This is a genomic window from Neptuniibacter sp. SY11_33, from assembly GCF_047778025.1.
Taxonomy (GTDB): Bacteria; Pseudomonadota; Gammaproteobacteria; order Pseudomonadales; family Balneatricaceae; genus Neptuniibacter.
Window position 1 is genome coordinate 3,575,749 of sequence record NZ_CP180543.1, and the last position, 20,215, is coordinate 3,595,963.

Below are 20,215 nucleotides of genomic sequence, written 5' to 3' on the forward strand. Positions count from 1 at the left end.
CTCAGCCTGTTTGAGCTGTTTCGGTTGCTGTGTTAAACAGGAACTATGAAACAGCTCAAAATTGGACAAGTCGCAAAACAATCCGGCATCAGCGTAGAAACCGTTCGTTATTACGAACAGCGCGGCCTTATCCCCGAACCCGACCGCCTTCCTTCCGGTTATAGGGTCTACCCCGAAACAATCCTGCAACGTCTGCACTTTATCCATCGCTGCAAAGACCTTGGCTTTTCGCTGCAAGAGATTAGCGAACTCCTGTCGCTACAGACCGATCCAAGCACCAGCTCAGCACTGGTAAAGCAGCAGGTCGAACACAAAATTGTTCTAGTCAAAACCAAGATCAGCGAACTACAAATGATCGAGCACTCATTAGAGCAGCTCTCCAATAGTTGCTGCGGTGAAGGAACTGTCTCGGACTGCCCAATTATCGACTTTTTGAAGCACTAGAAATCGCCATCACAAGTGATACTTGCGAGTAAGGCAAAAAATCCCCAAGATTGGTCTTCAATAAGATCTATACGACACAGATGAACCCGACACCATGAACAAACCTAGCTCCGAGAACAACTTCGCCGCAGAACAAGCAGAGCGACTATTAAGCAGCTTTGAACGCCTTACCGGAAAATCACTGATTCCATCAGACACCAGCAGTGATCAACGAGCGCAAGCACTATATAACGCTACTCATCCAGTACTTTCCCACAATGCCAATGATGACCCCCTTCTAAACTACTCCAACGCCAAAGGCATGGAACAGTTCGAAATCCAATGGGAAGAGCTAATCAAACTACCATCCCGCTATACCGCTGAACCACAAACCCAAGAAGAGCGTAATCGCTTGCTTAAAGCCGTAACCGACCATGGCTTTATTGATGATTACCAAGGCGTACGCATCTCAGCTAAAGGTAACCGCTTTATGGTTGAAGACGCGATTGTTTGGAACGTGATCGACGAAGACGGCGTTTACTGGGGGCAAGGGGCAGTTTTGTATAAATGCCGTGCTTTGGCGGAGTAACTATCTTAGAGGCTAGCTGATAGTGGTTAGACGCTACGCTTGCAAGAAGGGCGATTCACCGTTTTCTTTAAGTATGATTCGGATAGATGCTTTGACAGTATGAGTAGGTATACTCCCCCATTCACTACCACAAGGATGTAATCATGAAAAAATCATTATCTTTAATATTTGCCATATTTACTTTACCAGTCTTCGCTGAAGAAAAAATTGATGATCAAGTACTATTGATTAGCGAACAAGACAAGGCGATGAATGCTGCGATTGCATCTGCTCAGAGCCAACTGGACAACTTTTTTGCAATTGTTCAACAGCCTCCCAAAGGAGCTAATGGTTTCAAACTCAAGATCAAGGTCTCTGATGACGCCGGCGTGGAACACCTCTGGTTCTCTCCATTCAAGGAGATAAAAGGCGGATATGCGGGGGTGCTAGTTAATAAGCCATCAATTATTTCCTCTATGAAATACGGTGAAGTATACGCATTCAGAAAGAATCAAATTACCGACTGGGGTTATGTTCAGGATGGTAAACAGGTAGGTAGCTTTACTGTATGCGCAATGTTCAAAACTATGGACAAATCCATTGTTGAGCAATATAAGCGTGATCACGGATTTGATTGCGGTTCCTAACTTATAAACCTTAAATTAGGGTGCTTTATAAAGTAACTATCGCACCCTACCAATCCCCAAAATCACTTTTCATGAACTGTTGCGGCAAACTAAAAGACTCATATACAGTAAACTCAATTCATGAGACCCCAGAGCTAGACGGCAAGTTAAGCTTGGCTTCTTCCGATGTCGAAAAGCACTTAGCAATCTTTAGATGTGAGAACTGTGGAAAGCTGTGGGAAATAGAGAATTTGGGAACTAAAAACGGTAAATCACTTAAGATTTATAAGCAGACATAATCCGCTTTAGAACCAGTCAGAAAAAGATATAACGCTATGAACCATACCGATGCCGATACCCTAGGCTTTGATCTAGTTGGGCCTACACCACCAAATACCAATGCTGCACAATCGGAAAGCCCAGAACAGCGTATTGCGCGTACAGCGATTGAAGTAGCGTTGTTATTTAAAGGGCAGGAAGTACATCTACGTGATATTAAATTAAATGAAGATGGTACTCTGAAAGGCGAGGTTTCTGGTTTTTCGAACGTCTGTGCGAGGGAGTTTGAAAGCGTGCGTTTTGGTCAAAGCCTATCTTTTCGCTATCAGCATATTCAGCACTCCACTAAATACGACTAATCGCAACATTGATTCCTCAACTCTGGAGAATGCATTTAATAACTCACTCTGATTTACAGAACCAATATATTTTCACCTGTTAGCTTTATACCGTAAGGAAACGCTGTATGAAAAAAGCTCTTGTCACATTAGCTATAGCTACATCTCTCGTCGGGTGCGCAAGCACCAAATCTACTGTAGCTATAGAATATGAACCAACCACTAAGCAAAAGTTAGCGCTTTCTATTGAAAAAGGAACAGCTGTAGCTATTCCTGAAGATCAATACGCATTGCTTGAGTCTCAGATTAAAAGTGGCTTAACTCACCAAGACTTACTATCGCCAGACGGTGAGATATCTCGGCACAGTGCGACAGTCAAAATACACTCGTTTTATTTAAGAGATGATCTTGCTCGTGTGGCCGTAGGCATTATGGCCGGATGCGATAATATCGTCAGCACCGTAACTGTGACTGACAAACTTACAAATAAAACTATTGGTAGTTCACATATTTCTATCGAAGAGTGTGCGGCTTGGGGCGTAGCAAGCCAAGTAATAACTAAATATACCGAAGGTGTAGTCGCATTTTTAGCTGACAAATAATGTCCTACTGAACGAAAACCACACCTAAACAAAAAAACCTGCCGTAGGCAGGTTTTTTCTAGCAAGCGCAGCGTCTAACCACTAGACGCTAGCAACTTTATTAAAGCTTGATAGTTTCTACGCCTTCAGGCGTACCCATCAATACAACATCAGCGCCGCGGTTGGCGAACAAACCGTTAGTTACAACACCAACGATATTGTTTAGCTGAGTTTCTAGCTGTTTAGGGTTCATAATTTCCATATCGTGAACGTCTAAGATCAGGTTACCGTTGTCGGTAGTGAAACCTTCGCGCCACTCAGGCATGCCGTCCAGTTTTACCAGCTCACGCGCTACTTGAGAGCGAGCCATTGGGATTACTTCTACAGGTAGTGGAAACTCGCCAAGGATATCAACCTTCTTCGTGCTATCTACGATGCAAACAAACTCTTTTGCTACCGCTGCAACAATCTTTTCGCGCGTTAGAGCACCGCCGCCACCTTTAACAAGGTTCAGGCCAGAATCGAACTCGTCTGCACCATCAACATACACTTCCATCTCAGCAACGGAGTTCATGTCGTACACTTCGATACCGTGGCCTTTTAAACGCTCAGCCGTGGCTTCAGAGCTTGCTACCGCACCTTCGAACAAGTGCTTAATTTCAGCTAGGGCATCGATGAAGAAGTTGGCAGTAGAACCTGTGCCCACACCCACAATACTGTCTTCGTTTAGTTTAGGTTTGATGTACTCCACAGCAGCTTCAGCAACTGCTTTTTTCATCTCGTCCTGGGTCATGTTAGGCACCTGTTTTATGCATGACGGAAAACAACCGGGGTTTTCACTAAAATATGTAAGAATTACGCTAAATTATACGCAGCTTTAGTGACCTATTGTAGACGTAACAGGGCGTTTCCCTTTACCATTTCCCGCTTACTTTTATTCAGACGAAACATTAGGCGAAATATCATGCCAGATAGATATATCAAAAAAATTCTCGAGGCCCGCGTTTACGACGTGGCAATCGAAACTCCACTGGATGAAGCAAAAGGTCTTTCTGAGCGTCTGAATAACCGAATTATGCTGAAGCGTGAAGATGAACAACCTGTGTTCTCCTTCAAGCTGCGCGGCGCTTATAACAAATTATCGCAGCTCTCCGATGAAGAACGCGCTTGTGGCGTTGTTGCAGCCTCAGCGGGTAACCATGCCCAAGGCTTGGCGATGTCCGCGAAACACTTAGGTGTAAAAGCGACCATCGTAATGCCAAAAACTACGCCGGACGTAAAAGTTAATAACGTTCGTCGTCTAGGAGGCAAAGTGGTACTTCACGGCGACGCTTACGACGATGCTGCTGCTCACGCTCAAAAGCTGGTTGCTGAAAAAGGGATGACTTACGTTCACCCCTTTGATGATCCCGATGTCATCGCCGGTCAAGGCACAGTGGCAATGGAGATCCTACGTCAGGAATCCGGTCCAATCGAAGCGATCTTTGTCCCTGTCGGTGGCGGCGGTCTGGTTGCCGGTATTGCGGCGTACGTAAAATACCTTCGCCCAGAGACCAAGGTGATCGGCGTAGAATCCGAAGATTCTGCCTGCCTAAAAGCGGCGTTGGATGCAGGCGAACGTGTCACTTTGGATCAGGTTGGCATTTTTGCCGACGGTGTTGCTGTGGCAATCATCGGCGAAAACACTTTTGAAGTGGCGAAGAAATACGTTGATGATGTCATCACTGTATCGACGGATGAAATCTGCGCTGCGATTAAAGATATCTACGACGATACTCGCTCTATCTGCGAACCTGCAGGTGCGCTCGGTGTTGCCGGTATGAAGAAGTATGTTGCTAGCGAAGAGATCAGTGATAAGACACTTATCGCAATCGACTCTGGCGCCAACGTAAACTTCGACCGTTTACGCCATATCGCTGAGCGTTCCGAACTAGGTGAACAACGTGAAGCAATCATCGCAGCACGTATTCCTGAGAAACCGGGTAGCTTTAAGAAATTCTGCTCAGCGCTAGGCAACCGCAATATCACTGAGTTTAACTACCGCTATAGCGATGATAGCAATGCTATCGTCTTTGCAGGTATTCAGCTAAAAGCCGGTGGTGATGGCCGCGAAGAAGTGGTTAGCGAGTTACGTGAAAAAGAATACGAAGTTGAAGATCTAAGCGAAAACGAGATCGCTAAAATCCACGTACGTTATATGGTCGGTGGCCATGCGCCAGAAACGCTAAAAAACGAAGTGATCTACCGCTTTGAATTCCCAGAGCGTCCAGGTGCACTAATGAACTTCCTGAAGAAATTGGGTGGAAAATGGAACATCTCAATGTTCCATTACCGCAACCACGGTGCCGCTTATGGTCGCGTATTGGTAGGCATGCAAGTGCCTGAAGCTGAACGTGATCAAGTAGGTACTTTCTTGGAAGAGATCGGCTACAACTACTGGGAAGAAACCGATAACACAGCTTATAAGCTGTTTTTAGGTTAACTTCTTATTGAAACCAGCCTGATCAATTTTGTGTCAGGCTGGTTATGATTTTTTATCATTGTAAAAACAAGGAAGGTTTTATGCCTAAGTTACTCATACTTCTCATGGTATCTGCTTGCTTAAGTGGCTGCTTCACACGCTCAATCTCCAACTCAGGTTATCAAGAAAATCCTCATTACCGCTCAACATCCAATCCATTTTACCGTGGTGAGTTAAGCGAATTTAATGTTTTAGGCATCGACCCAGAAGCAAAGTATTCTGATAAACAAATTCAAGATGCGCTCCAAAATGCTAAAGCTAAGCTGAGCATTAAAAGGGGCGATAAGCTTTTAGTTGTTCAATCTGGGGCTCTAATGCCAGACGAACCAATGATAGAAAGCTTGGAAAAGTATTTTCAGGTTACACCTTTTACAGGCATCCCTGAAAGCGATAAAAAAAGCAATCTTAGCTACTCCAGCTCTCTTCGATATTCAGCAGCTCAAGCTGGTATAAGAAAAATGTTCGTGTATTGGGGCACTCTGGAATCAGGGACTAAAAATTTAGCGACAAAAACTGTTTCTTGGGTTCCGATTGTAGGCTGGGGTATTCCTGACGAAGCTCAAGAAATGCGCATTAGAATCAAAGCCGCGCTGGTCGATGTGGGAACAGGACAATGGGAAATATTTACTCCTAAAGTCAGCAACGATAATCGCGTTAGTAATTCAATTAATAGAGAGTCGTCAGATCAAAATCAGGTTTCACTACTGAAACAACAAGCTTACAAAGACTCTGTAGATACTCTTTTACAGCGCTTTTCGCTTTAATCTTTCTGAACCATAACACCTATTCCTCAACCCTGATGATCACTGCTTGATCCTCAGGGTTAATTTCCATCATTACCGCAGTCAACATCTGATACTCAGAATCCAACTCTGCAATATCCGCTTTTTCGAGCTGACTTTCCAAACGCTTCAGATAGTACTGACCACCTTTGGAATAGATCTTATCGCCTATAATCGGGTAGCCTAGATATGCTAAATGCGCCCGAATCTGGTGTTTCCTTCCGGTTATTAACTCGCACTCAATTAAGCTTTTACCCTCTTCCTTTCGCAAGACTCGAAAAAGGGTTTGGCTCTGTTTAGGCTTGGGGTACAAGTCTGATTCAGCTTGGTCCACCACATACATCTGGCTGCGAATCGGGCTGCCTACTTTTTCCGATAGCTCACATTCGTAGCTAAGTTCATCCCAATCAGGTATGCCCTCTACCCTAGCATGGTAGATTTTTTTCCTGATCAGTTGATCTAACTGCGGCTTCCACTTTTTATCTGCCGCTTTGTTTTTGGCTAGCAGAATGATGCCGGCGGTTTCGGTATCTAGCCGATGTAACAGGTGTGCATCCTCATAAGTTGTCTGGCGACGCACAAGGGAGATTAGCGTGTTATAGAGATTTCGGGTGGTACGGCTAACAGGCAGCAGATGGGGCTTATATGCAGCCAGAATCTCGTCGTTTTCCCAAAGCTTGTGCCATTGAGTATCAACAGACTCTTCATAATGATCCGGTAGCGAAACTACTACCTGCTGCCCTACGACTAACGCTTGGTTTGCAGAAGCAATGTGACCATCAACAGATATAAAACCCTCAACGAATAGCTGAGGCAATTGTGCTTGATGAAGACTGGCTAAACGCGTGGATAAAAAACAGGATATGCTTGGGGCTGCAGAATAAACTGTGAAATACAGAACAAAGCCATCAGCCATGGTTCCCTCCTAGCCACTAACAAGCGCAGCGTCTAGCAATTAGCTACTCGCGTTAAGGCATCTCTGGCGAGTGCTCAAATCCTTCGCTAAAAAACGCTTTGATTGAGAAAAGTAGTAATGAAGTTAGGCCCCAGATAAGCCCAGTCACTACGCCAAGATCAACAATGCCGCGCCAAGGCTGCTCTAACTGATGTACCAACAACACCATTGAGATGATGCCCAGCGTGAGGCAGTAGGTAACAATCATACGTTTACGAACGATCGAGAAGAATCCCATGCAAAACAGGGGTGCAAAGACAAAGCGGACCGGAGAGACATTTTGCGACAGATACAGAATACGAGCCGCCACACGCGGTGACCACGCTTGTTGAAAGCCACGATAACCTTCAGCAAAGCCCATAAAAATGACGCTAAATGCTAATGCTGCCCAGTGGTACCACGAAAGATCATAGTTAAAGGTCTGCAGACCTATATCGCTAAGACGATAGATCGCGCTGCCTATTAACAGGAAAATACCGCTGATACCCCATAGCGCTGCAATATACCCAATCACTCTATCTGTCTCTTTTGTAACCAATGCATTAGAAGCGGCGATTATACCCTCGCCAGCCAGCTAGCCCAAATTTAAGACAAAAAAAACCACCGCAAGCGGTGGTTAAAGCACTAATCAACTGTTTAAACGGGGGAGGAGACTCCCCCCTTGAGTGAGGTTGATTCGATAAGAAATGTTTTGCTAGTTCCTTAGTAACCGTTCAGCTTATCGATATATTCCGGTAGGAATAGCGAGATCTGCGGCACGTAAGTGATCAGGATTAGGAATCCTAACAATAGGCAGAGCCACGGCAAGCAGGCCTTGATAACCCATATCATGTTCTGCCCGGTAATCCCGGCGGTCACAAAGAGGTTAAGTCCCACCGGCGGGGTGAGCATCCCGATCTCCATGTTCACAACCATGATGATACCTAGGTGAATTGGGTCGATACCTAGCTGCGTTGCGATTGGGAACAGGATCGGCGCCATGATCAATAGGATCGCTGACGGCTCCATAAAGTTACCCGCAATCAGTAGCAAGATATTTACTACGATCAGGAAGCCCCAAGCTGGTAGACCCCAAGCTAGAATCTGTTCAGCAATCGTGTGCGGAATACGTTCTGTTGTTAGAACGTGCGCAAACAGCATTGCGTTGGCAATGATGAATAGCAGCATCATGGATACTTTAGAAGCATCTAGCAGTACTTTACGTACTTCAGGGTCATTTACCGATTTTGGTAGCGCCCAAAGCATCTGTAGTAAGTTACGTACTGCAGCAGTAACGTAGTTCTCACCATCTTTCTGCCACGGAATACCTTTCATCGGACCAATATCGCGATAACCCATTACCGCAATAAAGTAGCCGTATACTGCAGCGACTGCCGCCGCTTCCGTTGGAGATGCCACACCACCGTAGATAGAACCTAGTACGATGAAGATCAGCATCAAGCCACCCAAAGCAATCAAGCCAGATTTAGCCAGCGCTTTAAAACCAGGGAACGGCTGAGATGGAAGACCTTTAACACGCGCAACGATGTAGATAGCGATCATGAGGATCAGACCCATCATTAGGCCCGGGATAAAACCCGCCATAAACATACGTGAAGCCGAAACTTCTGTCGCAGCAGCGTATACCAGCATTACGATAGACGGTGGGATCAAGATACCCAAAGTACCCGCATTCGCGATTACACCAGCAGCGAAAGACTGTGGGTAACCAGAACGCACCATACCCGCGATACAGATAGTACCGATCGCTGCTACTGTTGCTGGTGATGAACCAGATACTGCAGCAAATAGCATACACGCCATTACCGACGCCATCGCCAAACCGCCTCGGATATGACCCACGGTATCAACCGCGAAGTTAATCAAACGTTTTGCTACCCCCCCGGTAGACAAGAACGCAGAGGACAGAATAAAGAACGGGATCGCTAGTAGCGTGTAATGTTCTGAGGTTGCCTCAAACAGTTTCAATGCAATCGATGCAAGCGAGTCATTTGAGAACAACAAAATAGTGGTTACAGAAGATAGGCCCAATGCGATAGCAATCGGCATACCGATGATCATGCACCCAAACAGAGTGATAAACAGTACAGCAATAGTCATTTATTTATCCTCCTGCTTTTTTTGATTTTGGCTGTCATTAGGGTCGCCTAGTGCTGTTTCTTTCAGCTCGTTAGCGATCTCCATAGACTCTTCCGCTTCATCCGCGAAGTGGAAACCATCTGCTTGTTTAGTGATAACTTTCCAGCCCAGCTCTAAGAAACGAATGATCAATAGAACAAAACCGATCACCAAAATACTCATTGGGATCCATTTCGGTACTGGAAGATCTTCCAACTCGATACCGATCATCTTCATCTTGCTGATGTAGATCCAAGAGCCATACAAGAACAGTCCGCAGTAAACCAAACACAGGCCAACAGCAACCAAAGTGACTAACCGATGCGTGTGTTCTGGCATCAGTTTTACAAAAACATCCACGCCGATATGGGCACCGACTTTGACACCATAAGAAGCACCAAAGAGTACAAACCATGCAGCGAGTAAAAGGGTCACTTCCTGTGCCCAATGGATACCGGCGTTAAAACCAAAGCGCGCTACCACTTCAGCAAATACCAGTAATGTCATTGAAACTAGAAGCAGGGATAAAAAGCCCTCTTCCAATTTTGTTACTAGATTACGAACCATATACAGCTCCCCTAGCGACTCACGTCGTTAATAGTTTTTTTCATAAGGAGATATTCACAGGACAACCCACGGCTAGCGCCGTTAACCGTTCTCCTCTGAACATAACCGAGCGGGCAATGCCCACCCGGTTAAGTGGCGTGATATTAGTTGCTTGCAGCTGCAGCTTTGATTAGATCAGCACCGATCTCATCTTCAAACTGCTTCCATACAGGCTTCATTGCTTCAACCCACTGAGCACGTTCTGCGTCAGTTAGGCTAACAACTTGAGAACGCTTAGAATCGATGATTTTCTGCTTATCAGACGCAGCTTTTTCAGCAGCAATGCCGTTACCGTGTTTGATTGCTTCATCTAGCGCTTTCTTAACTTCAACTTTCAGGTCTGCATCAAGACCCATCCAGAACTCAGCAGACGTTACTACTAGGTAATCCAGTACACCGTGGTTAGATTCAGTGATGAAAGGCTGAACTTCGAAGAACTTCTTAGAGTAGATGTTTGACCAAGTGTTTTCCTGACCATCGATCGCTTTAGTCTGTAGAAGTGTGAATACTTCAGAGAAAGGCTTTTTCAGTGGAACAGCATCTACAGCTTCGAACTGAGCCTGAAGTACGTCAGAGGTCATGATACGGAATTTCTTACCCGAAGCATCGCCAGGTACTTTTAGCTCTTGGCTTGCAGAAAGCTGCTTCATACCATTGTGCAGGTAACCTAGACCAACTAGGCCTTTGCTCTGAAGGGAACCTAGTAGTTTTTGACCATCAGGGCTGTTCTGGAATTTTTCTACCGCAGCCATATCTTTAAACAGGAATGGTAGATCGAAGATCTGAAGCTTTTTAGTGAACTTCTGGAATTTAGATAGTGAAGGCGCAGCCATCTGCACATCACCTAACAACATCGCCTCCAAAACTTTGTTGTCACCGAATAGCTGAGAGTTAGGGAAGACCTTAACTTCAACTTTGCCAGCTAGACGCTCATCTACTAGCTCTTTAAATTTAAGAGCCATCTGGCCTTTTGGTGTATTTTCAGCAACCACGTGAGAAAACTTAATTTCTACTGGGGCTGCAACAGCAGCTTGTGCTCCTAGAGTTAGTGCAAGGGAAGTTACCGCAGCGGTCAGTAAACGCATTGTGCATCTCCTGTTTAATTGAATTTAATTATGTTTGTTTTGTTTGAAATTCAGCGCTTTCTGTTTTTAGCAGTCACAGAACTTTCTGAACTCATCACACTAGAGAGCAAAGATAGGGCCAACTGTTAAATATGATTTTCACAAAGCTCTGCAGCGCCTATAAACATTGAGGCACAGGTTAAACACATGTTTTAAGGAAGGATTTAGACGACTAAGAAGATTGGCGGAAACTCACCCATTTCCCATTTAGAAATTAGCGAATTCCCATCCATCTTCCTTTTATTTATTGAACCAGCATCCAAAAATGGCGTTTCATTGATCTACATCGAAAGAACAAAGCACCTTAGGCTTGTGTGGAATATCAGCTTCGCCTTATGATGAGTTACTGACTATGCTAACCACTATTATAAAAATGACGTCACTTATGACGGGAGCTGAAGTGTGAAATTGGATGGCCTATCAATTCAAACAAAGGTAAACATTTCTCTAGCAGTTGTGTTCCTGATTATCTTGGTTAGCTCTCTAACCGCGATTTACCGTAGTGAAACTCAGTTGGTTTCTGAAGTTGTTCAACGTACAACAACTGAGACTGCTGATTCCTACTTTGACAGTATCAATATACTGATGCTGAGCGGTGCCATGTCTAACCGCGAAACCTTGCAGAAAAAGATTCTTGCCAACCCTGATGTACTAGAAGCACGCATTATCCGCGCCGATAGCGTTTCAAAAGTTTACGGGCCGGGTACCGCAGACTCCAAAATCATGGACGATCTTGATAAACGTGCGATGCAAGGTGAACAGATTATTGAAGAAATTGATGATGAAAAAGGTCACCGCCTAACCGTTGTCACACCAATGAAAGCCCTACCTGACTACAAAGGTACTAACTGCCTACTTTGTCACCAAACGGCTGAGGGCGATGTGCTAGGTGCCGTTCGTGTTACCTACTCTTTTGAAAATCTTGATAACACCATTCGTGCTAACTTGATTAGCGTTGCATTGACCGAGCTCGTACTGTTTATCATCGGCTTAATCCTAATTAGCCTTCTACTAGGTCACCTTGTGGTACGCCCAGTGAAGCGCATGGGTAAGACGATCAACACCATTCATAAAAATTCAGATTTAAAACTTCGCATAGATGTGAATTCAAAAGATGAAATCGGCACGATGTCAACATCACTGAACACTATGCTTGAAGACTTCCACTCCAGTCTGAGCAAGGTTAGCAATACGGTTCACCAGCTAAGCACATCGAGCACATCGATCAATGATATCGCTGATATGGCAAATAGCGCGGTGAACAATCAGCAGATACAAACCAGTGCTGTTGCTTCGTCGATGGAACAGATGGAAGCCGCCACTAAGAGTGTTGAAGCTAGTGCTGAAAATACGGTTTCAGCGTCTGACCTAGCGCTTGAGCAAAGTCAGGAAGGTACGCAAATTACTCAGCAAGCGATCAATGCCATTGACTCCTTGAAGAGTAATATCGACCGCGCTCTGAGCGTTATCAACAAACTGGATGAACAAAGCCAGAGTGTGGGTACCGTACTAGAAGTAATTCAGAAAATTGCCGAACAAACCAACCTCTTGGCGCTTAACGCTGCAATCGAGGCGGCCCGTGCTGGTGAGCAAGGTCGAGGCTTCGCCGTAGTAGCAGATGAGGTTCGTACTCTAGCAAGTAAGACACGCAATTCGACCGAAGAGATCAACGCGATTATCGAAGAACTGCAAAATGATGCGCGTGATGCGGTATCCGTAATGGATCAAGCACACTCGAGTGCGGAAGCTGGTGTAGCTAAAGTGCAGGAAACTTCAGATGCGCTAATCAAGATTGCCGAAGAAGTTCGTGCGATTAACGATATGAACCATATGGTTTCATCGTCGGTTAAAGAGCAAACGGAGATGGCTAGCAGCGTTGAGTCCAGCGTACACGAAATCGCCAAAACGGCTGAACATACTTCATCCCGTGCCGGCAAGCTGAACCAAGTTGCTCATGAACTTAATACGCTAGCAGGTCAGCTAGAAGTTATGGTTCAGAAGTTCAAACTGTAAAAAGCTATCACCTCAATGCTATAAAAGAAGCCGCCAATATGGCGGCTTCTTTTTTAATAGAGCGAGAGGGGGTCGCTCCATCATATTTCACCCGTCACTACTCGGGCAGCTGAGGCACAGCGTTAGAAGTTTGCTGTAGCAGTAAGCCACAGTTTGCTCTTATCTGTTCCAGTGTCTCCTGCTTCATAGTCAGCATACTTCAGGCTTAAGCCGTAGTTTTTGCCAAACTTTTTAGCCGCAACAAAGCCCCATTCAGAGCCTAAATCAGCGCTTGTGTCTTCAGATTCATAGTCGTGGTAAACCGCAAGCAATTTAACGCCTGCCAACTTAGTACCCACGCTAACATAAAGATCTTCAATGCCATTTGCAGGCGTCGCTAGGAACTGGTCAGCCCAACCTTGGAATTTATGTTTAGTGGCTAATGGTGTGTTAAATGCCACGCCACTATCAGAACCTAAAACTTCATAACCTAGCTTGGTCGTCACACCAGAGAACGCCACACCACCCTCTAACAGATAGTAATCAGGGTCAGTCGAACCGTTATCCTGTGTCGCGTACTCAGCTGTGTATAGAAGCTTAGTATCACCCGCATCTTGAGAACCGCTAAAACGGACACCGTAAGTATCTAGGTCATAACCACTAACTTTATCTTCCTCAAAGTTGTAGTAGTAACCCGTTAAAGCACCAAATGGCAGACCTGTATATTTTACGTTGAACAAGTGTGTCTTGTGCTTGCTGTCAGAACCCGTAATACCATGAACATCATTGATATAAGCGTAGAACACTTCAGTATCAGCCAGAGAGCTGTTCTTAACCGAAAGCGAATCGTAAGTCTGCTCGTTCTGACGGAAGCCTACACCACCAACAAACCGCTGGTTATCTAAAAGGATACGCTGACGACCAACTTTTACAGTGGTATCAGACAAACCTGTAAATGCTAAATACGCTTGGTTTACTTCTGTTCCTTCAGGGTCAACGATTTTCGTTTTCGTTCCCATGCCATTAACACCGTCGTTGTAGTCGACATCGTCCAGCTCAGTTACATCATCCACTTCCACCAATGCTGATACAGATTTGAATTCATCTGTTTTGAAGGTTAATCGAGACTTTAACGTCAAAGCATTTGCATCTTCAGCGGCAGAATCATCTTCAACATCTTCATAACGTAGACGGAAGCTAACTGAGGTTTCACCATTTTGAAACGCTTCGGCAATAGACTCAGCGGCATAGGCTGATGGGGTCGATATAGCTGCGATAGCCGTGGCTAACAACAACTTAGAGGGCAGTTGTTTCATTGTTTACTCCTAACTCACAAAATGATTGCTAGTGCTGGAGCAACGCCTATGCCAACAGGCATGTTTTGAGAAAAATTGGCTCCAAAAGCGTTAAAAATGTTTAATTTGCACACTTTTAAATCACCTAAATTAGCGCCTGCTTTTTCGCAGTGCAGCAAAACCGGCAACCACCACACCGAGTTAGTGCAGGATCGTCCAGAATTGATCCGATATTTTGAAAGGACATTTACTACAAAATTATTACACCCCTATCCATTAGATGTAATTTTTTTGAGTGCGTAATAAAGAATTAAGGAACCTATTTTTCTCAAATGAGTCATTCTTAAGGAAACGGAACCCATTTTGGAGAATTGCAGTGTATATACGTGCCATCATCGCTAGCTTTGCCATCTTTACAGCCTCTCAAACTAGCGCTGCCATATTGGACGTAACGGTTCTCAACCCGGATAAATCTGGAGTGGATTCCATCGTGCTCTATGCAGAACCTTTAGATCAGCCTGCACCGGAAATTCAACGTAAGAAAATTGAGATCACACAAAAAGATCGCGCATTCGCACCGCATATTACGGTGATGCAACGCCAAGATGAGGTGCAGTTCAGCAATAAAGATGACTTTACCCACCATATCTATTCGATCTCCGGTCCAAACCGTTTTTCCTTTAAACTGAAATCTGGCGAATCCAAGGCCTTAGAGGCGTTTGAGCCCGACTCGTCCACTGAAACAGTCGCTATGGGTTGTAACATCCATGATTGGATGAGCGGTTTTATACTTATCCTTGATACACCTTATTTTGCCAAAACCACAAAAACGGGCTCAGTTTCATTCGATCTTCACCAATTGGGTAAATATCGCCTAACCTTATGGCATCCGCAGTTAAAAGCGGAAAACAATCGATTAACGCAGATAGTGGATATCAGCCAAGACCAAGAACTGACCTGGCAATTGAGCGAAACCTTCTACGAAGTGCAACCAAAGGCTGACGAAGAAGACTTCGAATTTCTGGATGAATACTAATTATTGGATGAACTGACCATGGGCAGTTTAAAAACCAAAATATTTATATTCTTTGTCGCCTTACTAATGGTGGCGCAAGCAGCATCTCTGTGGATGGTTTACGACGCCAATAATAAGCAAGGCGATGTCCAGATCCAATCGCGGCTCAATGCCGCTGTCTCCGTTTTTGACACCCTCTATCAACAACGAAACTACTATCTCGAAGCCTTCGCAGAAACGGCGGCTAAAGACTTTGGTTTGAAAGAGGTATTTGGGGCTGACCAACGCAGTTTTCTGATTGCATTGAATAACCACCGCAAGCGTATTGATGCCGATATAGCGATCGCTGTAGACCAAGAGTTCTCGATTATCGGCCAACTTATCCGCCGCAATCCAAATGAAAAAATCCGTTTAGGACCCGAACAAGGACAATCATTCCCTTCGCCACAATGGTTTGGCGCAGATGGCTCGTTCACCAAACTGTACCAGCAAGAAAAGGAGTTATACCAACTAAGTTTCGCACCGTTAAAAAGTGGGCAACAGATCGTCGGCTGGATCGGCTATGGCTATCAGATTAATACCACTTTGGCGCAGAACTTTGCCGATATTACTGGGCTGAGTATCGAATTCATGTTGCAGCAGGAAGATAGCCAATGGAGTGCTATTGCAGCAGCCATCCCGACAAGCCATCCTCAAGCACCGAGTCAGCAGGGTTTGGCTGTTATTGAAAATCGGGTACCTGACCACCTTTTCGCAACCCAAATTGAAGTAGGTATGGTCAGCAAGAGTCCTCTGCAAGTAACTATCTTTGGCTCTCGCTCTAACTTACTGGAAACCCTACAAGAGAACTGGTGGCACCTACTAGCACTTGAAGGCGGTATGGTGACAATAACCATGCTGGCAGCCTATCTCCTCGCAGGCAGTATTACCCAACCGGTCAGAAAGCTTGTACGCCAAGCTCAGTATATTGCGCGAGGTAACTATGAGAGCAGCGTAGATATTAGTGAAAAGAACGAGATGGGGCAGCTTGCGAAAGAGTTTAATCAGATGCAACAAGCGGTCTTAGTTCGAGAGCAAAAGATCAGCCACCAGCTCAAGCATAACAGCCTGACCAATCTCCCTAACCGTTTCTCCCTACTCGAAACTTTAGACATCCTGCTGCAGCAAAAAGATACTTTCTTTAGCCTTCTCCATCTGGATATTCGTCGCACACGCACAGTCAACGACACGCTTGGCTACCAAATTGGCGACATGATGATTAAAGAAGTAGGTAAACGCCTGTTGAAGCTCAACGGTGCCAGCCAAACCTTCCATTTAGATGGTGACGAATTCGCCATGCTGATTGAGTGTTCGACACTTAACGAGCTGGTGCAATGGCAACAAAAAATTGAGCAAGTGATGGATGACCCTCTATGTGGTGAAGACACCCTGCTCCACTTACAGCTGCAAGTAGGCTTCGCCCGTGTACCTGAAGATGCCGATGATCCGCAAACACTTCTGCAAAAAGCTGATACAGCACTTAGCCATGGTAAGAAAGCACAGCAAAGCTTCCAGCAATATCTCCCAGAAATGGATGCTGATGCCAACCGCCGCTTAAGCTTAGTAAATGACCTTAAGGTGGCTATAGCTGAAGACCAGCTATGTTTGTTCTATCAACCTAAGCTCGATCTTAAAACCGGAAAAATCCATCAACTAGAAGCATTAGTTCGCTGGCAGCATCCGATTCAGGGCATGATTCCACCCGATTCCTTTATCTCTATCGCTGAGCAAACAGGCCAGATTGATGCCCTCAGCAATTGGGTAATGAATGAAGCCGCTCGACAATATCAGGCTTGGGCAGAAATAGGGCTACATCTGTCGATTGCGGTAAACATCTCTGCGGAAAATCTGAAAAACCAACAGTTGATCAATTCCCTCAAAGAGATTTGGAAAACACATCAACTGCCACAAAACTCACTTTCCCTAGAAGTGACGGAAAGCGCCGTCGTGAGTGACCCAGAGAGCGCAATTAAAATGCTCTGCGAGATAAAAGATCAAGGGATCAAGCTGTCGATTGATGACTACGGTACAGGTTACTCGTCACTAGCTCAGCTAAAACAGATGCCGGTCTCTGAACTCAAAATCGACCGTTCATTTGTCGATAAAGTGCATTTGAGCAGTGACGACCAGATCATTGTTAGATCCACCATCCGTATGGCTCATGATATGGGACTAACGGTTGTTGCCGAGGGAATCGAAGATCAAGAAACTCTGACATGGTTAGAACAACATGACTGTGATTTAGCGCAGGGCTATTTCATCAGCCGACCTCAACCCGCGAGCGAACTAAGTAGTTGGCTGCTAGAATCGGAGTACAACCCGTCTTCGATCACAAAGGTTTTACATGGATAGTCGCTGGCTTACAGCATTAACGCTTTTATCTCTGCCTGTACATGCAATTGATGTAGATTTGAAAGGACTCGTAGATATCCGTGCAAGCCACTCTTCCGGTGAACCTAGTTATGTCAGTGGTCAATTCGGAAAGCTACAAAATTCGCCCGGCGGCGATCTATCTCTAGGGCAATTAGGCCTAAACTTAAAGCTAGGTTTGAGTGACCAGCTCAGTTTTGTTGTCGTAGGCAACAGCTTTGCAGATGATGAAAAAAGCGAAGTTGGGCTGACTGAGGTTTTCTTCAAATATTCAGGCCTCCCCAGTGATAGAGGTGTTCGACAGAGTACCCGCGTCGGTACCTTTTACCCGCCCATATCATTAGAGAACAGAGCCACTGCTTGGTCACCCGCTAATACACTGACTCCTTCAACACTGAACAGCTGGATCGGAGAAGAAATACGCACTACTGGCGTAGAATACACGGCAGAGTGGTTAGGAAAGTTCAGAGAGGTCGATTACGATCTAAAGCTCAACACAGGTTTATTTGGTTTTAACGATACCGCTGGCGCAATGCTGTCTTGGCATGGTTGGACGCTTAGCAGTCGCCAATCCGTTATCGGCGAAGGCCTCCCTGTGCCCCAAACCCCTGCACAGACGACTCTGCTTACAGATCAAGCAAAAGAGTCAGACCCTTTTCAAGAAGGGGATGACCGCCTTGGCTACTTTTTAAATGCCGAATATAAGCTGAAAAAGAAACTACTCCTGCAAGTAGGTTACTACGATAACAATGCCACCCCTTATATGATTGAAGATGGGCAATATGGCTGGGAGACTCGGTTTGCCTATACCGGTTTCCGCTGGCAGATCGACAAACAATGGAGCCTGATGGGTCAACTGATGCAGGGATCAACGCTGATGCAATCGCCACAACGCGAGAATGTAGTCGATAACGATTACCGTAGCGCCTATCTAGCCTTAAGCTGGCGAAACGGCCCTCATCGAGTATCGACACGTCTAGAAGAGTTTTCGGTTACAGATCTTGATCAGACGGTTGGCGACAACAATGATGAGTACGGCAAAGCCTTTACCCTCAGCTACCGTTATCGCCTCAACCGCCAATGGTTTCTGTTGAATGAATTCAATTGGATAAATAGCACCAGAGCCGCGAGAGCATACAATCAAGATGATCCGAAGCAGCTTGAACGGCAACTGCAATTAGCGCTCCGTTACTATTTCTAAGTACAGTTATTTAAAGTCCTTTTTATCCAACCCGTACTTTTTCATTTTGTCGTACAAGGTTTTTCGCGGTAACCCAAGGCTGGCTAAGGTCTCTTTGATGGAGCCAGCGCAACGTGCAAGCTCAGCCTGAATCAACATACTTTCAAACTGCTCGACCTTATCCGGCAGGCTCATATTGTTGTAGCCATCGTTGTCGGTGATCGGCTTATTCTCAAAGTCGAATGTACAACTTTCACCCAAAAGCACATAGCGCTCAGCCAGATTACGCAGTTCACGGACATTACCCGGCCAATCATGGGTCATCAAGCTGTGCATACGTTCAGCCGATAATAGCGGCACCTCTCGACCATATTGGGAGGAAGCAATCAATGAGAAGTGCTGGAACAGCAGGCTTATATCTTCCCGACGTTCGCGCAGAGGCGGGATATCCACTCGCACAACATTCAGACGGTAGTAAAGATCTTCTCGAAAGACCCCTTGTTCTGCAGCCTCGCGCAGATCCACCTTGGTAGCAGCAATCACACGAAGATCCAGCGGAATTACTTCGTTAGCGCCAAGGCGTTCAATTGCACGCTCTTCCAAGACTCGTAGTAACTTAATCTGCAGGGTCATCGGCATGCTTTCGATCTCATCTAAAAACAGCGTACCGCCATTAGCATGTTCAAACTTACCGATACGACGTGCTTTCGCATCGGTAAACGCGCCCTTTTCGTGACCAAAGAGCTCAGATTCGATCAAGTTTTCAGGGACAGCACCACAGTTAATCGCGACAAAATTCTGATCACGTCGGTGGCTGTGTTCATGGATGTAACGGGCCATCAGATCTTTACCTGTACCGGTCTCACCCAAAATCAGAATATCAGCAGGGGTATCCGCAATCGCATGCACTAAGCCACGTACTTGGGCGATCATGGAGGTATTACCGATAATACGAGGGCCCGGCGCGCTCTGCGCTTCCAGCTCTAATTTAAGGCGGCGGTTTTCGATAACCAGATTGCGCTTCTCAATCGCTCGGCGAACCACGTCTAACATCAAGTCAGAAGAGAAAGGTTTTTCGATAAAGTCGTAGGCACCATCTCGCATAGCACCCACCGCCATAGTGATATCACCATGGCCGGTAATCAGTATCACAGGTAAAGTAGCATCGAGATTAACCACCTGCTTCATCAACTCAAGGCCATCCATGCCCGGCAGATTGATATCGGTAATTAAAATGCCTGGCCAATCGTCCTGAATAATGGCGAAAGCTTGCTCAGCCGTTTCAACGGCGGTCACTTCATAGCCTGCTAATTCAAGGGCCTGTCCAGCCGCTAACCGAATATGTTCTTCATCATCCACTAAAAGAATGGGTAATAACCTATTCTCACTCATGCGGCTTTCCA

19 protein-coding genes are annotated in these 20,215 nt (G+C 45.5%); 11 read left to right on the forward strand and 8 right to left on the reverse strand.

Annotation, left to right across the window (positions count from 1 at the left end; translation table 11 throughout):
- The first annotated feature begins 45 nt into the window (after positions 1 to 45).
- The 5 genes from ACMXYV_RS17035 to ACMXYV_RS17055 all read left to right on the forward strand — a co-directional run bounded on the left by ACMXYV_RS17035 (position 46) and on the right by ACMXYV_RS17055 (position 2,836).
- Positions 46 to 444 (forward strand): heavy metal-responsive transcriptional regulator, encoded by a 399-nt coding sequence (locus ACMXYV_RS17035; RefSeq protein ID WP_415889597.1) that lies wholly within the window; start codon positions 46 to 48, stop codon positions 442 to 444.
- A 94-nt stretch (positions 445 to 538) separates the two neighbouring features.
- Entirely contained in the window at positions 539 to 1,012 is a 474-nt protein-coding gene (locus tag ACMXYV_RS17040) for an MEKHLA domain-containing protein (protein ID WP_415889598.1), read from the forward strand.
- A 143-nt stretch (positions 1,013 to 1,155) separates the two neighbouring features.
- Complete coding sequence (locus ACMXYV_RS17045) at positions 1,156 to 1,638, forward strand: YegJ family protein (RefSeq protein ID WP_415889599.1); 483 nt, start codon at positions 1,156 to 1,158, stop codon at positions 1,636 to 1,638.
- A 314-nt stretch (positions 1,639 to 1,952) separates the two neighbouring features.
- The gene (locus ACMXYV_RS17050; RefSeq protein WP_415889600.1) at positions 1,953 to 2,255 is read left to right on the forward strand and encodes a hypothetical protein; all 303 of its coding nucleotides are present in this window, start codon (positions 1,953 to 1,955) and stop codon (positions 2,253 to 2,255) included.
- 107 nt (positions 2,256 to 2,362) lie between these two features.
- Positions 2,363 to 2,836 carry a hypothetical protein gene (locus ACMXYV_RS17055; protein ID WP_415889601.1) on the forward strand — a complete coding sequence of 158 codons (474 nt, stop codon included), beginning with the start codon at positions 2,363 to 2,365 and terminating at the stop codon, positions 2,834 to 2,836.
- 100 nt (positions 2,837 to 2,936) lie between these two features.
- Here the strand turns inward: ACMXYV_RS17055 and rpiA are convergent, their stop codons facing one another.
- Positions 2,937 to 3,608 (reverse strand): ribose-5-phosphate isomerase RpiA, encoded by a 672-nt coding sequence (gene rpiA / locus ACMXYV_RS17060; protein ID WP_415889602.1) that lies wholly within the window; start codon positions 3,606 to 3,608, stop codon positions 2,937 to 2,939.
- A 171-nt stretch (positions 3,609 to 3,779) separates the two neighbouring features.
- Between rpiA and ilvA the strand changes: the two genes are divergently transcribed.
- Together ilvA and ACMXYV_RS17070 are read left to right on the forward strand one after the other, a co-directional pair.
- Positions 3,780 to 5,297, forward strand: a complete 1,518-nt coding sequence (gene ilvA, locus ACMXYV_RS17065) for a threonine ammonia-lyase, biosynthetic (RefSeq protein WP_415889603.1) — start codon at positions 3,780 to 3,782, stop codon at positions 5,295 to 5,297.
- Positions 5,298 to 5,377: 80 nt separating this feature from the next.
- Positions 5,378 to 6,100 (forward strand): hypothetical protein, encoded by a 723-nt coding sequence (locus ACMXYV_RS17070; RefSeq protein WP_415889604.1) that lies wholly within the window; start codon positions 5,378 to 5,380, stop codon positions 6,098 to 6,100.
- Between the two features lie 19 nt (positions 6,101 to 6,119).
- Here the strand turns inward: ACMXYV_RS17070 and ACMXYV_RS17075 are convergent, their stop codons facing one another.
- The 5 genes from ACMXYV_RS17075 to ACMXYV_RS17095 form a co-directional block, all read right to left on the reverse strand.
- Positions 6,120 to 7,034 (reverse strand): RluA family pseudouridine synthase, encoded by a 915-nt coding sequence (locus ACMXYV_RS17075; protein WP_415889605.1) that lies wholly within the window; start codon positions 7,032 to 7,034, stop codon positions 6,120 to 6,122.
- A gap of 52 nt (positions 7,035 to 7,086) precedes the next feature.
- Positions 7,087 to 7,587, reverse strand: a complete 501-nt coding sequence (locus ACMXYV_RS17080; protein ID WP_415889606.1) for a hypothetical protein — start codon at positions 7,585 to 7,587, stop codon at positions 7,087 to 7,089.
- Between the two features lie 188 nt (positions 7,588 to 7,775).
- Positions 7,776 to 9,173, reverse strand: a complete 1,398-nt coding sequence (locus ACMXYV_RS17085; RefSeq protein ID WP_415889607.1) for a TRAP transporter large permease — start codon at positions 9,171 to 9,173, stop codon at positions 7,776 to 7,778.
- On the reverse strand, positions 9,174 to 9,758 hold the full coding sequence (locus ACMXYV_RS17090) for a TRAP transporter small permease (RefSeq protein ID WP_415889608.1): 585 nt from the start codon (positions 9,756 to 9,758) through the stop codon (positions 9,174 to 9,176).
- 143 nt (positions 9,759 to 9,901) lie between these two features.
- The gene (locus ACMXYV_RS17095; RefSeq protein WP_415889609.1) at positions 9,902 to 10,882 is read right to left on the reverse strand and encodes a TRAP transporter substrate-binding protein; all 981 of its coding nucleotides are present in this window, start codon (positions 10,880 to 10,882) and stop codon (positions 9,902 to 9,904) included.
- 441 nt (positions 10,883 to 11,323) lie between these two features.
- Here ACMXYV_RS17095 and ACMXYV_RS17100 point away from each other — a divergent pair, with 441 nt between their 5' ends.
- The gene (locus tag ACMXYV_RS17100; protein WP_415889610.1) at positions 11,324 to 12,934 is read left to right on the forward strand and encodes a methyl-accepting chemotaxis protein; all 1,611 of its coding nucleotides are present in this window, start codon (positions 11,324 to 11,326) and stop codon (positions 12,932 to 12,934) included.
- Positions 12,935 to 13,056: 122 nt separating this feature from the next.
- Here ACMXYV_RS17100 and ACMXYV_RS17105 read toward each other — a convergent pair whose 3' ends face one another.
- Positions 13,057 to 14,229 carry an alginate export family protein gene (locus tag ACMXYV_RS17105; RefSeq protein ID WP_415889611.1) on the reverse strand — a complete coding sequence of 391 codons (1,173 nt, stop codon included), beginning with the start codon at positions 14,227 to 14,229 and terminating at the stop codon, positions 13,057 to 13,059.
- 355 nt (positions 14,230 to 14,584) lie between these two features.
- On the opposite strand from ACMXYV_RS17105, the gene ACMXYV_RS17110 reads away from it, so the two are divergent.
- The 3 genes from ACMXYV_RS17110 to ACMXYV_RS17120 are packed head-to-tail and all read left to right on the forward strand — an operon-like array spanning position 14,585 to position 18,833.
- Positions 14,585 to 15,244, forward strand: coding sequence for a hypothetical protein (locus ACMXYV_RS17110; RefSeq protein ID WP_415889612.1), 660 nt, complete (start codon positions 14,585 to 14,587; stop codon positions 15,242 to 15,244).
- A gap of 18 nt (positions 15,245 to 15,262) precedes the next feature.
- Positions 15,263 to 17,614, forward strand: coding sequence for an EAL domain-containing protein (locus tag ACMXYV_RS17115; protein ID WP_415889613.1), 2,352 nt, complete (start codon positions 15,263 to 15,265; stop codon positions 17,612 to 17,614).
- On the forward strand, positions 17,607 to 18,833 hold the full coding sequence (locus ACMXYV_RS17120) for a hypothetical protein (RefSeq protein WP_415889614.1): 1,227 nt from the start codon (positions 17,607 to 17,609) through the stop codon (positions 18,831 to 18,833). Before ACMXYV_RS17115 ends, ACMXYV_RS17120 begins: the two co-directional genes overlap by 8 nt.
- Before the next feature lie 6 nt (positions 18,834 to 18,839).
- Here the strand turns inward: ACMXYV_RS17120 and ACMXYV_RS17125 are convergent, their stop codons facing one another.
- Positions 18,840 to 20,204: a sigma-54-dependent transcriptional regulator gene (locus ACMXYV_RS17125; RefSeq protein WP_415889615.1), complete on the reverse strand. Its 1,365-nt coding sequence runs from the start codon at positions 20,202 to 20,204 to the stop codon at positions 18,840 to 18,842.
- Between the last annotated feature and the right edge of the window lie 11 nt (positions 20,205 to 20,215).

Bases quoted from the DNA above. Each gene is read 5' to 3' on its own strand.
- ACMXYV_RS17035 (WP_415889597.1), top strand. From the start codon at position 46: ATGAAACAGCTCAAAATTGGACAAGTCGCAAAACAATCCGGCATCAGC.
- ACMXYV_RS17040 (WP_415889598.1), top strand. From the start codon at position 539: ATGAACAAACCTAGCTCCGAGAACAACTTCGCCGCAGAACAAGCAGAG.
- ACMXYV_RS17045 (WP_415889599.1), top strand. From the start codon at position 1,156: ATGAAAAAATCATTATCTTTAATATTTGCCATATTTACTTTACCAGTC.
- ACMXYV_RS17050 (WP_415889600.1), top strand. From the start codon at position 1,953: ATGAACCATACCGATGCCGATACCCTAGGCTTTGATCTAGTTGGGCCT.
- ACMXYV_RS17055 (WP_415889601.1), top strand. From the start codon at position 2,363: ATGAAAAAAGCTCTTGTCACATTAGCTATAGCTACATCTCTCGTCGGG.
- rpiA (WP_415889602.1), bottom strand. From the start codon at position 3,608: ATGACCCAGGACGAGATGAAAAAAGCAGTTGCTGAAGCTGCTGTGGAG.
- ilvA (WP_415889603.1), top strand. From the start codon at position 3,780: ATGCCAGATAGATATATCAAAAAAATTCTCGAGGCCCGCGTTTACGAC.
- ACMXYV_RS17070 (WP_415889604.1), top strand. From the start codon at position 5,378: ATGCCTAAGTTACTCATACTTCTCATGGTATCTGCTTGCTTAAGTGGC.
- ACMXYV_RS17075 (WP_415889605.1), bottom strand. From the start codon at position 7,034: ATGGCTGATGGCTTTGTTCTGTATTTCACAGTTTATTCTGCAGCCCCA.
- ACMXYV_RS17085 (WP_415889607.1), bottom strand. From the start codon at position 9,173: ATGACTATTGCTGTACTGTTTATCACTCTGTTTGGGTGCATGATCATC.
- ACMXYV_RS17090 (WP_415889608.1), bottom strand. From the start codon at position 9,758: ATGGTTCGTAATCTAGTAACAAAATTGGAAGAGGGCTTTTTATCCCTG.
- ACMXYV_RS17095 (WP_415889609.1), bottom strand. From the start codon at position 10,882: ATGCGTTTACTGACCGCTGCGGTAACTTCCCTTGCACTAACTCTAGGA.
- ACMXYV_RS17105 (WP_415889611.1), bottom strand. From the start codon at position 14,229: ATGAAACAACTGCCCTCTAAGTTGTTGTTAGCCACGGCTATCGCAGCT.
- ACMXYV_RS17115 (WP_415889613.1), top strand. From the start codon at position 15,263: ATGGGCAGTTTAAAAACCAAAATATTTATATTCTTTGTCGCCTTACTA.
- ACMXYV_RS17120 (WP_415889614.1), top strand. From the start codon at position 17,607: ATGGATAGTCGCTGGCTTACAGCATTAACGCTTTTATCTCTGCCTGTA.
- ACMXYV_RS17125 (WP_415889615.1), bottom strand. From the start codon at position 20,204: ATGAGTGAGAATAGGTTATTACCCATTCTTTTAGTGGATGATGAAGAA.